We start from the raw sequence: 14,193 nt of genomic DNA on the forward strand, positions 1-14,193 counted from the left end.
ACGACGGCGTATGCGTCGATCACGTCGCACTGTCTCCCGTCCTGCCCGGCGATGCTGTCGGTCGCCGATGCTGGACGCTCTCCGACGTGCGTCCGAAAAAATCGCGCAACTATCGAACCTTACAGGTCGCGGGGCTGGACCGTCTTCCGGTCGTTAGCCTCTGCGCGTCGGGCAGCGTCCTCGAGCAGCTCGTCGACTTCGTCGTCGAGCGCGTCGTAGAAGTCCGAGGCGACGTTTTTGTCATCGAGCGCTTCCTTTACGGCGGCTTTGACGATAAGATCTGCCATACGATGTATCCGTTTCCCGTTACCCCATATAAGGATTCTGGTTAGTAGTCGAAATACGGGGGTTGCAGGGGTTGACCCGGCCGTTTCGACGACCAGAATCACCGGAAAGTATATGTTTGATGAGTTGCCGACGAGGATTTCGGGGCTCACGAACGTCGGCATTCGGCTCGCGCGCGCTCCTCCGGGGCTCGCGCGCGCGTTCAGTGATCGAAGTCGCTGGCGATTCGCGTCGCGGCCGGAACACGTTCGGGTCGACGGATTCGAGTGCGTCGCTCGCCGAGGACGAGTATGCGCGAACTCCTCGAGGCCGTTGCCGACGGCTCGCTGTCGCCGGCACAGGCCGAAGCCGAACTCAACGGGTACGTGACAGGTGAGGCGGGCCGGTTCGACGCGGCTCGCGACCAGCGACGGGGCATTCCGGAGGCGATCCTCGCCGAGGGGAAGTCGGCCGAACAGGTCATCGCGCTCGCCGAGGCTGCCCTCGAGACGACGGATCGGGCGTTACTCACTCGCGTGTCGACGTCGCAGTTCGAGGCGCTCGAGCGCCACCTGACGGAGGCGTATCCCGACGCGACGATCGATCGTCGGAGCACGACGATCCACGTGCGGACGGACGATCACGAGCCGCCGTCGCTCGATGCGACGGTGGGAATCGCCACCGGGGGAACGGTCGACGGACCGATCGCCGACGAGGCGGCGGCCGTCTGTCTGGATGCGGGTGCGACGGTCGATCGCGTCGACGACGTCGGCGTCGCGGCGCTGTCCCGGACGCTCGACCAGCTCGAGCGATTCCGCGAGGCGGACGTGTTGATCGTCGCCGCCGGCCGAGAGGGTGCCCTGCCGACCGTCGTCGCCGGACTCGTCGACACACCGGTCATCGGCGTCCCGGTTTCCAGCGGCTACGGCTACGGCGGCGACGGCGAGGCGGCACTCGCCGGGCTGCTTCAGTCCTGTACCGTCCTCTCGGTCGTCAACATCGATGCAGGGTTCGTCGCCGGCGCACAGGCAGTGCTGATCGCTCGAGCGATCGACGACGCGCGCGACTGAGTAGCGTACTCGTTATCAGAAAAAACCTTTCCGCAAACGAAAAGCCAAACAGCGTATGGAGAAAGTTACTTATCCAGTCGCCGAATAAGACGAACTACCGGCTTCGGCCGGTGTGACCAATGCCCAAGTGTGATCACTGCGGCGCGCACGTCTCCGAACGGTTCGCACGCGTCTTCGCCGACGAACACGGTGAGATTCACGCGTGTGTCAGTTGCTCGGCAAACGCTGGCATCGCGGAAGCCGCAAAAGAGCGCGCTCGCGGTACCTGACGCATCGCGACTGACGACCACGCGCCCCCCTTTTCGGACGAGACGCTTTTTACACTCCCGCGCCTGCTCCCGGTCGATGGCCGATCACGTCGTCTACGTCCTCGAGTGTGCCGACGGTTCGCTGTACACCGGCTACACGACCGACCTCGAGCGACGCGTGGCCGAACACGACGCGGGCGAGGGCGCGAAGTACACCCGCGGGCGGACGCCGGTCGAACTCCGTTATCACGAGCGGTTCGACTCGAGGTCGTCCGCGATGTCCCGCGAATACGAGATCAAACAGCTGAGTCGGGCCGAGAAGGAACGGCTCGCCGGCCTTGAGTGAACCGTCGATCGCTCGCTCGTCTCTCTGCCGCCGGCCGCTATACTATCGGACACACGGTCCGAAAAATAGATACATATCGAGGGTGACAGTCGTCTCGAGATGCAACTCGATGTCGTCGACGATCTCAAGCAACCCGAATACACCGGTGAGAACCGGTGTGAGCCCTGTACCGTGTTGAACCTCGTTATCGCAGCGGTTGTCGGTTCCGTCATCGCGCGGAAGTCCCGTCTCGGCGGCCTGCTCGCGATCGGGATCTCGATCGCGCTGATCTACCTCCGCGGGTATCTGGTTCCCGGAACCCCGACGCTAACCAAGCGCTACCTCCCGCCCGAGGTCCTTCGCTGGTTCGGCAAGGACCCCGATCCGGCGGTGGCGAGCGGGCTCGGCGCCGTCGACGCGTCGACGACCGCCGACGGCGCCGAGTTACCGTCCGAACGGTCCGCGAGCGAACCGACGGCCCGCTCTATGGAGTCGGACGACGTGGCCACCTTCGACGAGCGTGACGTCGCCGCGACCGACGAGGGAACCGACGCTGACACCGATACCGACGCCGCCGAACCGTCGACCGTCGACCTCGAGACGTTCTTCCTCGAGCACGATATCCTGGAACCGTGTTCGGATCGAGACGATCTCTGTCTCACCGAGGCGTTCGAAGCCGCCTGGTTCGACGAGATCGAACCGCTCGACGAGTCCGGCGTCGACGTCGCGGCGGCCGTCGACGCGTTCGGATTCGAGGCCGATCCCGACGAGTTCGAACTCGAGACGCGCGACGAAACCCACGTCCTGCTGTCCGGAGCTGGCGGGGCCGGCCGCTGGCCCTCTCGAGCGGGACTGATCGCGGACGTCGCCGCGAGCCGGGCGCTCGCGGCGTGGCTCGACGACTGGGACGCCTACGACCCCGGGACGAAAGGCGAGGTGCTCAACAGCCTCCGGATGTTCCTCGAGACCTGCCCCTCCGGCGGCGACGTCGAGATGGGCGAGGAGGTCGTCGAATCCTGCTGTACGTCCCACCAGGTCGTCGCCGTCACCTGCGAGGAAACGGGCGAGCGGCTCTTCGAACAGCGTCTCACCGACGTCGACGCCTGATCGAGTCTTCGTCGCGGGGCGACGGCGAACCGGCGGCTCCACGGCGCGTACGTCTCGGTTTTGCGCTCGCTGGACGGTCCCGTCGCTTTTTTCGCGTCGGCTGTCGACCACCGGTGCATGGAGACGATCAGCTTCGGCACCGACGGCTGGCGGGCGACGCTCGACGAGTTCACGGCCCCCCGCGTTCGGATGGTGGGACAGGCAGTCGCGACGTATCTCGCGGACGAGGGGCACGAGGGCCCAGTTGCAGTCGGGTACGACGCCCGCGAGACGTCCCGTGGCTTCGCCGAAGAACTGACGCGGGTGCTGTGTGCGAACGGGTTCGACGTCCTGCTCTCGGACCGTGATCGACCGACGCCGCTCGTCGCGCACGCAATCGTCGACCGGGGACTCGCGGGCGGGCTGGTGATCACGGCCTCCCACAATCCGCCGGCGTACAACGGCGTCAAGTTCATTCCCGAGGACGGCGCGCCGGCCCTGCCCGCCGTAACGGACGCGATCGCGGATCGCCTCGCCGAACCGGACCCTCTCCCCGAGGCCGAACACGGAACCGCTCGCGAGGTCGACTTCGCCGGCCCCCACGCCGACGCCGCGCTCGAACTGGTCGAATCGATCACCGGCACGGCCGGCCTCGCGGGGCTGACCGTCGCCTACGACGCGATGCACGGCAGCGGCCGCGATACGACCGACGCGCTGCTCGAGCGCGCCGGCGCGACCCTCGAGCGCTCCCGCTGCGAGCGCGACCCCGAGTTCGGCGGTGGCTCGCCCGAACCCGCCGCGGTAAACCTCGCGAAACTGATCGAGGTCGTCACGGCCGACGGGAGCGACGTCGACCTCGGGATCGCCAACGACGGCGACGCGGACCGGATCGCGGTCGTCACCCCCGACCGCGGCTACCTCGACGAGAACCTGTTTTTCGCCGCGCTGTACGACTACCTGCTCGAGGACGCGTCGGGGCCGGCGGTCAGGTCCGTCTCGACGACCTTCCTGATCGACCGGGTCGCCGAGGCCCACGGGGAGACGGTCCACGAGGTACCGGTCGGGTTCAAGTGGGTCGGCGAGGCGATGGCCGACCGCGACGCGCTGGTCGGCGGCGAGGAGTCCGGCGGCTTCACGGTTCGGGGGCACGTCCGCGAGAAGGACGGCGTCCTGATGGCCCTGCTCGCGGCCGCGATGCACGCCGCGGAACCGCTGGACGACCGGGTCGACCGACTGCTCGAGACCCACGGCACGGTCGTCCAGGACAAGCGTAGCGTGGCCTGTCCCGACGACGAGAAGTCGCGAGTGCTGGCCGCCCTCGAGGACGTGATCCCCGAGACCGTCGCCGGAACGGCGGTGGCGGACGTGAACACCGCTGACGGGTTCAAGCTGCAACTCGCCGACGGCTCGTGGCTGTTGATCCGTCCCAGCGGAACCGAGCCGGTCCTGCGAGTGTACGCCGAAGCCGCCGACGACGAACGGGTTCGAGCGTTGCTCGAGGCCGGCGAGGAGCTGGTCGAACCGCTGGTCTGACCGATCCGAGTCGGATCGGGGGCGCACGTTCCGGGTCGATCGGTATCCATCTCGGTGTCGACGAGCCAGCCGTGAGTGGACGGAAGCGCCGGAACGAGGACGCCGCGTACACCGAACTCGAGCCCGACGCGGAGTCGACCGACGATTAGCGGTCGGCGGCCGAGCGGCGACCGCGACTCGAGCGCCGTCCGGTACTCGCCTCCTCAGTCGACTCGTTCCGCGGGCACGCCGACGACGGTCGCGCCCGGCTCGACGTCCTGCGTGACGACCGAACCGGCGCCGACGGCGGCGTTCTCGCCGATCGTGATATCGCCCAGCAGCGTCGCGTTCGCCCCCAGTTGCGCGCCGTCCTCGACCGTCGGATGGCGCTTGACGGGGTCGTTCGTGTCGCCGCCGAGCGTGACGCCGTGGTACATGTGGACGTCGTCGCCGATGTCGGCGGTCTCGCCGATGACGACGCCCATCCCGTGGTCGATCGTCACTCGGCGGCCGATCGAGGCGGCCGGATGGATCTCCACGCCCGTCAGCAGGCGTACGACGTGGGCGAACAGCCGCGCGAACAGGCGGCCGCCGGCACCGCCCGTCCAGCACCGGTGGGCGAGCCGGTGCGCCCAGACCGCGTGGAGCCCCGGATAACACAGCAGGACCTCGAGTCGACCCGTCGCGGCGGGGTCGCGCTCGCGCATCGCCCGAACGTCTTCACGCACGCGTCCGAACATCGCTCCCCGTCGCGGTCGGTGAAACGGTCTCGGACCGATGCCGTCGGCGGCCCCGAATCGACGTGCGAGTCGGCGAGCGACAACACCGGCCCACGGCGCGACGAGGACGGTTCCGAGCGGTACACGCGGTGTGGCCGGTGGATGCCATGCCCGAACGTAGCAGCGGGGGGAGTGTAAAACGGTTCGCTTCCGACTCCGACCACCGCCGTCCGGAGCCACGGCCGCTCACTGGCCGACCGCGCTCACTCGCCGCGAGCCAGCCGGGTTCCGATACGCGTCGGCAGCCCCGCGTCGTCGACCGCGTCCACTACCGCGTCGATGTCGTACTCGACGCGACGGGTGTCGACCGTCATCGCGTCGAGGTCGAGCACCGCGTACCCCGCTCTCGGATCGCCGTCTCGCGGTTGCCCGACGCTACCCGGGTTGACGACGATCCCCTCCGCGAACCGCTCGACGCCCTGCACGTGCGTGTGACCGAGCACCAGCACGTCCTCGTCCTCGAGCAGCCGCGGCGAGAACTCCCGCGGGTACGTGTACCGGGTGTAGCGGTCGGGATCGCTCGGATGGCCGTGGACGAGTTTCACCCGGTCGTCGCACTCGCGGCGCTCGCCCGGGAGCGAGGCGAGCCACTCGAGTTGTTCGTCCGACAGCGCCGCCGTGGCGTGTTCGACCCCCGCCCTCGCCATCCCGTTGAACCGAAACGGAGCGGTCCCGGCGACGGCGGCGTCGTGGTTTCCCATCACCGTCGAAACGTCTCGCGCTCGCAACTCGTCGACGCACTCGGCGGGCCAGGGGTTGTAGCCGACGACGTCGCCCGCACAGCACAGTTCGTCGACGGCGGGCATCTCTTCGAGGACGGCCTCGAGGGCCACCAGATTGCCGTGAACGTCCGAGATGAGTCCGACCTTCATGCTCGAGGGTAACAGGCTCGAGGGGTTTGTAGGTTCGCTGGCGGTCGGTCCGCGGACGGGTCGCCGAGGCGAACGCTCGCCCCGCCCGGTAGCGCGGAGCGATCGTCAGCGGGCGATCCGGTCCCCGTCCTCGGGAACGTGGACGTCCGCCGTTTCCGCCCGCAGTTCGTCGCGCGTGAGGAGGCAGTGGTTGATGGCCTCCATGTGAACGACGACGACCGTGGCGTCGGTGGCGTCGCGGACGGCGGTGACGTCCGAGACGCCCATGGTGATCGGGTCGCCGTGATTGAACTGCGCTTCGCCGCCGTTGAGGACGACGGTATCGGGGTCGAACCGCTCGAGCGTCCGTTCGACGCCGTCGTACCAGACCGTGTCACCGGCGACGTACAGCGTCTCGTCGGCGTCGAAGACGAACCCGGAGACCGGTCCCATCTCCTCGGCCAACTGCCCGTGCCCGTGGCGGCCGGGCGTCCGGTGAATGGTAACGCCGTCGAACGACGCCTCGTCGTCGACGGGTCGCACGTCGGTGAAGCCCTCGTCGACGAACGCGTCCGCCTCTTCGGGCTGACAGAACAGCGGGACGTCCGCGTCGAGTTCCGCTTTCGCCGCCTCGTTGAAGTGGTCGCGGTGGCGGTGGGTGACGACCACGGCGTCGTGGGACAGGTCGACGTCGGGCATCGGTACGAGCGGGTTCGCACGGTCGTTCGGCGTCTCCGGTATCGGCGGTATCTCCCCCGGGGACGCGAACATGGGATCGACGAGGAACGTCGTTTCACCGACGGTCGCGAGAAGGGTGGCGTTCCGGACGAGACGAATGCTGCTGTCGGAATCGGTCGACATACGCGATACTCCTTGGCGGGAGCAGGGTTAGTAGTTACCTCGGACGCACGCCGTCCGAGTGGTCGCTATCGCTTCGATCAGTCGCCGTTCTCGACCGCCGTCTCGAACCCGTCTCCGGTCCGGGCGACGCCGGCCGCACAGACCGCGTGCTCGAACTCGAGGTCGTAGACCTCGCTGGCGGCCGCCGCGGCGCTGTCGGCCTCGAGATCGATCGCTTCGGGCGCGTCCGTCTCGTAGGTCGCGACCAGCGTCGGCTCGTCGACGGTCTCGACCAGGAGGGCGTCCGTCCGGACCGTCCCGATCAGCGCCTCGCCGTCGTCGCCGATCGTCGCCGCGATCCGGGGCGTGTCGTAGTCGTCCTTCTCGTAGTCGAGCGCCAGCAGGCTCTCCGCCAGCGCGTCGCGGGCGGGATAGCCCAGCTCGAGCTTCTCCGCGATCGGATCGACGTGCGAGCCGTTGCCGAAGGCGGCCGTCTCGCCCGTCGGCGTCTCGACGACCCGCAGGCAGTTGTACGAGACGTAGGGGTTGTCCGTCTCCGGGGCGTCCGCGGTGGGACCGACGGTGAGCGCCTCCTCTCGCGCAGTGATCTCGCGGTTCGGGAACGACCGCGACGACACGCGGTACGCGCCGACTTCGGGACCGACGACGACGAATCGTCCGACGTACATACGCGGGACTGCGCGGGAGCGGGAAAAAGGGGTATCGGTTCGCGCTCGAGCGACCGACGTCCGCGACACCGTCCGGGAGTTTATAAGCGATAACGCGGCGAACGGTGGTGTGGCGACGGAGGAGGACTGTCTCGAGGCGTTGCAGCGGGCAGCCGAACGACTGGACGAATCGCCGACGAAGGCCCAGTACGAGGAGCTCGGGCTGACGCCGGCTTCCGCGACGATAATTCGAACGTGTGGCGGCTGGAACGACGCGAAGGAGATGGCGGGACTGGAAACGGCGTACTCGAGGGGACCTCGAGTGGAACCGAAACCGGACGAGGTGGAACTTCCCGAGGAGACATCGTGGGAGGCGCTTTCCGTCGACCAGCGGTGGCACTATCGAAACGTGGAGTGGAACACGGAACGGACGTTGCAACGCCGCTCTCGGCTCCGTTCGTGGCTCAATACGCAAAAGCGCGAACGCGGCTGCTCACGGTGTGGCGTCGATACTGCTGCGTGTTTGGATTTCCACCACGTCGACGAAACGACGAAGGAGATGGCAGTCGGACGAATGGTGACTTACGGATACGGAAAAGACGCACTTCGTGCGGAGATCGAAAAGTGTGACGTACTGTGCGCCAATTGTCACCGCACTGTTCACCACTCGCGACCGGAACGAGAACGTCGGCAGTGGATCCACGACCTAAAACGCGACACAGGGTGTGATCGATGTGAAACGTCGGACCCCGCTTGTTTGGATTTTCATCACTCGAGCGCCAAAAAGGAGACCGCTGTTTCGAAACTCGTCTCGAACGAGTACCCGAAAGAGCGTATTCGCGCCGAAATCGATCTGTGTCTGGTCCTCTGTGCGAACTGCCATCGGAAGGAACACCACGTTCCCCCGATGCGGTAACGCCCGCCAGGGCTGGGATTTCCACCGAGCGATTCGACGTTCCGATCCGCGATTGAGTTCGTAACACTCTAATACGGACACCCACTACTGAGTGGTACGTCGTCGGTAATCGGAACCGACGAGATCATGTCAAGTCCATTAGGGTAGTGGCCAATCCTGAAGCCTTCTGGGGGCTTCGACCCTGGTTCGAATCCAGGATGGACTACTTCTCCGCCGTTTCGACTCGAGCACTTCTCCAACCCCGTCTCCCGGTTTCCAGTTGAAACGAAGGGGTCGAGCGAGCGATCTGTCCGTTACCAGAACCCATATTGGGTCGACGAACGTACAGTCGGTCGATGAATCGACGGCAGTTTCTCGCAGTGGGATCGGCGGCGTTCGTGACGACCGTCGTAGGGTGCCTCGGCGGCAGCGGTGGCAACGAGGGTGACGGATACGGCCCGGAACCGGAATCGGAACCCGAAGAGCGCTCGATCGACACCAGCACCTACGAGACGCAGACGTTCGACGGCGTCGAGGTTCCGCTGGCCCCCATCGATGACGTCTTCTACTGGTATCAACGGCAGGAAGCCAGAATCGCCGACGCTCGTGGATCCGACCAGTACGAGAAATCACACATCGCCGGCGCGGCGCTGAGCACCGCGCCGCCGTACACCCCCGACGACGATCCGGTCGCGGACTGGTCGAAGGACGAACGGATCGTTACCTACTGCGGCTGTCCACATCACCTCTCGGGATTGCGGGCCGGGAAACTCATCGATAACGGCTACGAGGAAGTCTACGCGCTCGACGAGGGATTCACTGTCTGGACGAATCGCGGATACCCGCTCGAGGGGGCAGAGGTGTCGTCCGAGCAGGCGACCTATGAGATCCACGGCCAGTCGGATCCCGCTTACGCGGGCGAAATGGTTCGTCTCGAGCAGGTCGATGCGGAGCGCCTCGAAGCCAACCAGATCGCGTCCGACGGCACGTATACCATCACGCTCCACTACGCGGGCTCTCCGGCGTCGCGATTCAGGGTCAAGACCCCCGAGTACACGACCGAAGGGACCCTCGAGGAACTAACGAGCGACACCGTCACGGCCTGACTTACTCTCCCGCAGTCCGGTCGTAGGCACCGTCCCGCTCGAGTTCGCCCCGTTTCCGAAGCACGTCCGGCGTTCGACAGATCCCCGGCGCGCCGGTCGCCTGCGGCACCGTGCAGTTGTTGCAGCTCTCGCAGATGACGCGCGGGTTCTCCGTCCGCGCGTCGGTCTCGAGCAGCCGCGCTCCCAATCGAGGTTCGGCGTAGAACGGGCGAGCCATACCGACCATGTCGCAGGCGGGTGCCGCGCCGCCGCCGGTAGCGCCCCTCTCGCTCGAGCCGAGCAACCGATCCATCTCGCCCCGCTCTCGAATCCCGCCCTCCGCCAGTACCGGGATCGACACCCGCTCGCGGACGCGCCGACAGAAGTCGGCGTTCCACGCCGGCTCGAACGTGTACTGGAACGACTGGACGCGGTTCGCCAGGGCGACGAGCCGCCTGCGAGCCGAGCCGCCGAACGCCGCGTCGTACTCCTCGCGCAGCGCTTCGTTCTCCCACGCCCGCTCGGGATACTCGCCGCGGACGATACTCATGTCCCACGCGACCGACGTCCGGACGGGGACGACGGCGTCGTAGCCGATTCGCTCGAGCCGGCGGGCGATTTCGACGCCGTCCGCGAGGGAGAGCTTGCGGCGGACGACCGGCGACGGCGGTGCCGGCGTCTCGGCCGGGACTTTGGTCATGAGGGGCACGTCGCCCGCCCGCTCGCGGATCTCGTCGTGAACGACCGCGAGAAACTCGAGGCGCGCCTCGGGGGAGCCGCCGAACTCGTCGTCCCGCCGGTTGTAGAACGGCGAGCAGAACTGCTGGACGATCCCCATGTTGGCCCCCGCGAGGTGGACGCCGTCGTAGCCCGCCTCGACGGCGCGAGCCGCCGCGCGACCGAAGTCCGCCGCGAGGTCGTACACCTCGTCGGTCGCGAGGACGTGGGGGTCGTAGTCGAGAAACCCGAGCCGATCGAGCAGCCGCAACTGCCACGGCGGGCGGGAGACGGCGAGTTGCTCGAGTTCCGGATGCGCCGCGCGGTACTCGGCGTGCCAGGTCTCCATGCTCCGGAGGCCGCCGTGCTCGAGCTGGACGACGATCCGGCTCCCGTGGTCGTGAATCCGGTCGGTCAGTCGCGACAGCCGAGCCACGAAGTCGGGGTCGTGGACGCGGGTCATCCCCGGCGCGGCACAGCCGCCGTCGCCGCGGACGATCGTCGCGCCCTGACAGACGAGGCCGACGCCCGACTCCGCGGCGGGCTCGAGATCGTCGATCAGCGTGTCGACCGCGTCGGGACCGTTGCCCGCACACTCGAGCAGCGGCGCGCGGTAGAGCCGGTTGGGGACCGTGACGCCGCCGATCTCGATGGGGTCCTCGAGGGTGGCCATGCAGGGCGTATCAGGTGGGCACACAAGAGCGTAGCGCCGGTTCGAGCCCCGCGACGCACGACGCTCGCGCGATATCGAGCCGCTCCGTCGCGGCCGCGTCAGGGCGGGAGGACGACCGCGCGTCCCTCGATTTCGTTGTGCTCGAGCCGCTCGGCGACCGTGTTGATCTCGTCGAGGTCGTGGCGTTCGGTGTGCAGTTCGACGTCGCCGCGGTCGACGAGCGCGACGAGTTCCTGGAGTTCGGCGTACTTCCCGACGAGCGTGCCGCGGAACGAGAACTCGCCGTTGACCAGCGCCTGACTGGGTTCGTGGACGTGACCGCCGTAGCCGACGACGTGGTGGTCGCCCCCGGCGGCGACGATCTCGGGTGCCAGCCCGGTCGTCTCGTCGCGGCCGACGAAGTCGACGACCTGCTGGGCACCCTCGTCGTCGGTCAGGTCGGCGATCACCGCCGGGAGGTCCTCCTCGGCGGAGTTGACGGTGTGGCGAGCGCCCAGGTCCGTGGCCAACTCGAGCGCCTCGTCTTTGATGTCGACGGCGACGACGTCCGCGGCGCTCATCGCCTCGAGACACTGGAGTCCGATGTGACCGAGGCCGCCGACGCCGATGACGACGGTGGTGTCGCCGGGGTTCAGTTCGTCGACCGCTTTCTTCACGGCGTGGTAGGCCGTGATCCCCGCGTCGGCGTGGGGTGCGATCTCGGTCGGGTCGACGCCGTCCGGCAACGGGATCACCGCGCGTTCGTTGGTCCGGAGGTACTCGGCGAAGCCGCCGTCGGTGGTGAGGCCGTTGAACGCGCTGTTCTCGCAGTACATGTCCTCGCCGAGCCGACAGGGTCGACAGATGCCGCAGGTCTGGACCGGGTGGCAAATAACCGGGTCTCCCTCCTCGACGAGCGTCACTTCGTCGCCGGTCTCGGCGACGATTCCAGCGTTCTCGTGGCCGAGCGTCATCGGTAGCTCCTGCGGCGCGTAGTCGGTCCACATCCCCTCGATGATGTGATTGTCGGTCTGACACCACCCCGCCCCCTCGACCTCGACCAGTACGTGATCGGATCGCTCGAGGCCGGGACGGTCGATGTCCTCGACCTGTAGCGCGTCGCTCATGTCGTCGGTGTACTCGTGGAGTCTGGCTGCTTGCATGGTATCGCGTCACAGTTCCACGGCATCCGTGATAACGTTCCCCTCGCGTATCGGTCCGTATGAATGTTCGAACATTGATATATGGATATGAATATGCAAATTTTGACCACGTACATTCAACTCGTATTGTGATTCGTATATGTGCGAAAAAAGAGTAATGTGGTATGGTATCGATGTTCACTATGGGATGTATCAGCACAACGGAGAGGAGATCTTCGTCATCGACGGTCACGTACACCTGTGGGACGCCACGGAGGAGAACATCAAACACGAGGGCGGGGAGGAGTTTATTCAGTGTTTCTACGATTACCACACGACGTTCACGCCCGAGGAACGGCAGTGGGACATGGCCGAGTATCGCGAGTACGGTGCCGACCGGATGGTCGAGGATCTGTTCGGCAACGCCGCCGCGGACATGGCGATCTTTCAGCCGACCTACCTCACCGACTTCTACACGGAGGGGTTCAACACGACCGAGCAGAACGCCGCACTCGCGACCGAGCACCCCGAGCGGTTCGTACTCAACGGCACGTTCGACCCGCGCGACGGTGAGACGGGCCTCGAGTACCTCGAGGAGCTCCACGAGACGTACGATATTCCCGGCGTCAAACTCTACACGGCGGAGTGGCGCGGCGATTCGAAGGGGTGGCGACTCGACGACGACGAGGCCTTCGAGTTCCTGGAGAAGTGTTCGGAACTCGGCATCGAGAACATCCACGCGCACAAGGGGCCGACGATCCGGCCGCTGAACCGCGACGCGTTCGACGTGGCGGACATCGACGACGCGGCTTCGTCGTTCCCGGAACTCAACTTCGTCGTCGAACACGTCGGCCTCCCCCGCCTCGACGACTTCTGCTGGATCGCCGCCCAGGAGAACAACGTCTACGGCGGACTGGCCGTCGCCGCGCCGTTCGCCCAGAACCGACCGGGCAAGTTCTCCGAGATCATGTCCGAACTCCTCTGGTGGCTCGGCGACGATCGCATCCTCTTCGGCTCGGACTACGCGCTCTGGAACCCCGACTGGCTCGTCGAGGAGGTCCTCGACGCCGAACTCACGCAGGAACACCGCGTGGAGTACGGCGTCGAGTGGGACCTCGAGACCAAGAAGAAAGTCATGGGCGAGAACGCCGCCGACCTCTACGATATCGACATCGAGGCGAAACGGCAGGCGTTCCAGGACGACGCGATCAGCCAGCAGTTCGGGCTCGAGGACCACTACGCGAGCGAGGAACCCGCACCGGCCGACGACTGATGAGCGCACAGACTCCCGACGGCCCGACTCGAGCGGCCGTCCGCGACCGACTGGACCGGGTCACCGATCCGGAACTCGACCGCTCGATCGTCGCGCTCGACTATGTCGACCGGATCGAGATCGACGGCCGGACCGCCGCCGTCGACCTCACGCTCCCGACGGCGTGGTGCTCACCGGCGTTCGCGTGGATGATGGCGGTCGACGCCCGCGACGAGGTCGAGTCCCTGTCGACGGTCGAAACGGCCCGCATCGTGCTCCACGATCACATGCACGAGGCGGAGATCAACCGCGGCGTGAACCAGCGGCTCACGTTCGCCGAGGCGTTTCCGGACGCCGACGGCGACGTCGACGCGGTCCGTACGGAACTCGACGAGAAGGCTCGCGTCGCCCGTCAGTACGATGCCGTCGAAGCGCTGCTCGATGCCGGCCTCGACGCCGGGGCGATCGTCGAGCTCCGTCTCCGCGACCTCGAGCGAGATGGGGCCGGGTCCGACGACGCTACCGAGACCGTCGCCGTCTACGTCCGCGATCGTTCGTTCGCCATCGCCGTTCCCGAAGCGCCGATCGAGCGCTACCTCGAGAAGGCCCGCGAGACGTCCCTCGTCTCGAATCCGGACGACGTCCTATTTCGAACGCCGGAGGGCGAGCCGATCGACGCCGAGTCGTTCGACCTCGTCCACCGGCGAGGGCGGCTCGCGACGGTCAACATGTCGAGTCAAGGCGGCATCTGTGACGGGCTTCGAGAAGCGAGGGAGGGTCGGCTCGAGGGGAGCGCCGACGACTGAC

Annotated in this window: 16 protein-coding genes and 1 tRNA gene; 10 read left to right on the forward strand and 7 right to left on the reverse strand. The window is 66.8% G+C overall.

The genetic code is table 11. From position 1 onward, the window contains the following. Positions 1-119 precede the first annotated feature (119 nt). On the reverse strand, positions 120-287 hold the full coding sequence (locus BMX07_RS10910; RefSeq protein ID WP_004047560.1) for a DUF1931 family protein: 168 nt from the start codon (positions 285-287) through the stop codon (positions 120-122). A 288-nt stretch (positions 288-575) separates the two neighbouring features. Between BMX07_RS10910 and larB the strand changes: the two genes are divergently transcribed. From larB to BMX07_RS10935, 5 genes are all read left to right on the forward strand, one after another. After that, positions 576-1,334 (forward strand): nickel pincer cofactor biosynthesis protein LarB, encoded by a 759-nt coding sequence (gene larB, locus BMX07_RS10920; protein WP_090618425.1) that lies wholly within the window; start codon positions 576-578, stop codon positions 1,332-1,334. 119 nt (positions 1,335-1,453) lie between these two features. Continuing rightward, positions 1,454-1,603, forward strand: coding sequence for a DUF7563 family protein (locus tag BMX07_RS25785; protein ID WP_006184973.1), 150 nt, complete (start codon positions 1,454-1,456; stop codon positions 1,601-1,603). 76 nt (positions 1,604-1,679) lie between these two features. Continuing rightward, the gene (locus BMX07_RS10925) at positions 1,680-1,928 is read left to right on the forward strand and encodes a GIY-YIG nuclease family protein (RefSeq protein ID WP_090617681.1); all 249 of its coding nucleotides are present in this window, start codon (positions 1,680-1,682) and stop codon (positions 1,926-1,928) included. 99 nt (positions 1,929-2,027) lie between these two features. Next, positions 2,028-3,014: a DUF8054 domain-containing protein gene (locus BMX07_RS10930; RefSeq protein ID WP_090617683.1), complete on the forward strand. Its 987-nt coding sequence runs from the start codon at positions 2,028-2,030 to the stop codon at positions 3,012-3,014. A gap of 117 nt (positions 3,015-3,131) precedes the next feature. After that, entirely contained in the window at positions 3,132-4,526 is a 1,395-nt protein-coding gene (locus BMX07_RS10935; protein WP_090617685.1) for a phosphoglucomutase/phosphomannomutase family protein, read from the forward strand. A gap of 203 nt (positions 4,527-4,729) precedes the next feature. Here BMX07_RS10935 and cysE read toward each other — a convergent pair whose 3' ends face one another. From cysE to BMX07_RS10955, 4 genes are all read right to left on the reverse strand, one after another. Beyond that, positions 4,730-5,245: a serine O-acetyltransferase gene (cysE, locus tag BMX07_RS10940; protein ID WP_090617687.1), complete on the reverse strand. Its 516-nt coding sequence runs from the start codon at positions 5,243-5,245 to the stop codon at positions 4,730-4,732. Positions 5,246-5,487: 242 nt separating this feature from the next. Continuing rightward, positions 5,488-6,156 (reverse strand): metallophosphoesterase family protein, encoded by a 669-nt coding sequence (locus tag BMX07_RS10945; protein ID WP_090617689.1) that lies wholly within the window; start codon positions 6,154-6,156, stop codon positions 5,488-5,490. Between the two features lie 105 nt (positions 6,157-6,261). Continuing rightward, on the reverse strand, positions 6,262-6,996 hold the full coding sequence (locus BMX07_RS10950; protein WP_090617691.1) for an MBL fold metallo-hydrolase: 735 nt from the start codon (positions 6,994-6,996) through the stop codon (positions 6,262-6,264). 77 nt (positions 6,997-7,073) lie between these two features. Then, complete coding sequence (locus BMX07_RS10955; RefSeq protein WP_090617693.1) at positions 7,074-7,664, reverse strand: IMP cyclohydrolase; 591 nt, start codon at positions 7,662-7,664, stop codon at positions 7,074-7,076. A 109-nt stretch (positions 7,665-7,773) separates the two neighbouring features. Here BMX07_RS10955 and BMX07_RS25100 point away from each other — a divergent pair, with 109 nt between their 5' ends. The 3 genes from BMX07_RS25100 (at position 7,774) to BMX07_RS10970 (ending at position 9,644) form a co-directional block, all read left to right on the forward strand. Continuing rightward, positions 7,774-8,559 carry a homing endonuclease associated repeat-containing protein gene (locus BMX07_RS25100; protein WP_090617695.1) on the forward strand — a complete coding sequence of 262 codons (786 nt, stop codon included), beginning with the start codon at positions 7,774-7,776 and terminating at the stop codon, positions 8,557-8,559. Positions 8,560-8,691: 132 nt separating this feature from the next. Beyond that, positions 8,692-8,764 (forward strand) — tRNA-Gln (locus tag BMX07_RS10965). Between the two features lie 130 nt (positions 8,765-8,894). Continuing rightward, positions 8,895-9,644, forward strand: coding sequence for a rhodanese-like domain-containing protein (locus BMX07_RS10970; RefSeq protein ID WP_090617697.1), 750 nt, complete (start codon positions 8,895-8,897; stop codon positions 9,642-9,644). 1 nt (position 9,645) lies between these two features. Here the strand turns inward: BMX07_RS10970 and BMX07_RS10975 are convergent, their stop codons facing one another. Both BMX07_RS10975 and BMX07_RS10980 read right to left on the reverse strand, forming a co-directional pair. Continuing rightward, positions 9,646-11,013: an oxidoreductase gene (locus tag BMX07_RS10975; protein ID WP_090617699.1), complete on the reverse strand. Its 1,368-nt coding sequence runs from the start codon at positions 11,011-11,013 to the stop codon at positions 9,646-9,648. A 98-nt stretch (positions 11,014-11,111) separates the two neighbouring features. Further along, entirely contained in the window at positions 11,112-12,155 is a 1,044-nt protein-coding gene (locus BMX07_RS10980; RefSeq protein WP_090617701.1) for an NAD(P)-dependent alcohol dehydrogenase, read from the reverse strand. A 187-nt stretch (positions 12,156-12,342) separates the two neighbouring features. Between BMX07_RS10980 and BMX07_RS10985 the strand changes: the two genes are divergently transcribed. Together BMX07_RS10985 and BMX07_RS10990 are read left to right on the forward strand one after the other, a co-directional pair. Next, a complete protein-coding gene (locus BMX07_RS10985) occupies positions 12,343-13,407 on the forward strand; it encodes an amidohydrolase family protein (protein ID WP_090617703.1) in 1,065 nt (354 codons plus the stop codon). Further along, positions 13,407-14,192, forward strand: coding sequence for an iron-sulfur cluster assembly protein (locus BMX07_RS10990; RefSeq protein WP_090617705.1), 786 nt, complete (start codon positions 13,407-13,409; stop codon positions 14,190-14,192). The genes BMX07_RS10985 and BMX07_RS10990 overlap by 1 nt, the downstream gene beginning before the upstream one ends. Position 14,193: the final 1 nt, after the last annotated feature.

Origin of the sequence: Natrinema salaciae (genome assembly GCF_900110865.1) — an archaeon.
Classification (GTDB): domain Archaea; phylum Halobacteriota; class Halobacteria; order Halobacteriales; family Natrialbaceae; genus Natrinema; species Natrinema salaciae.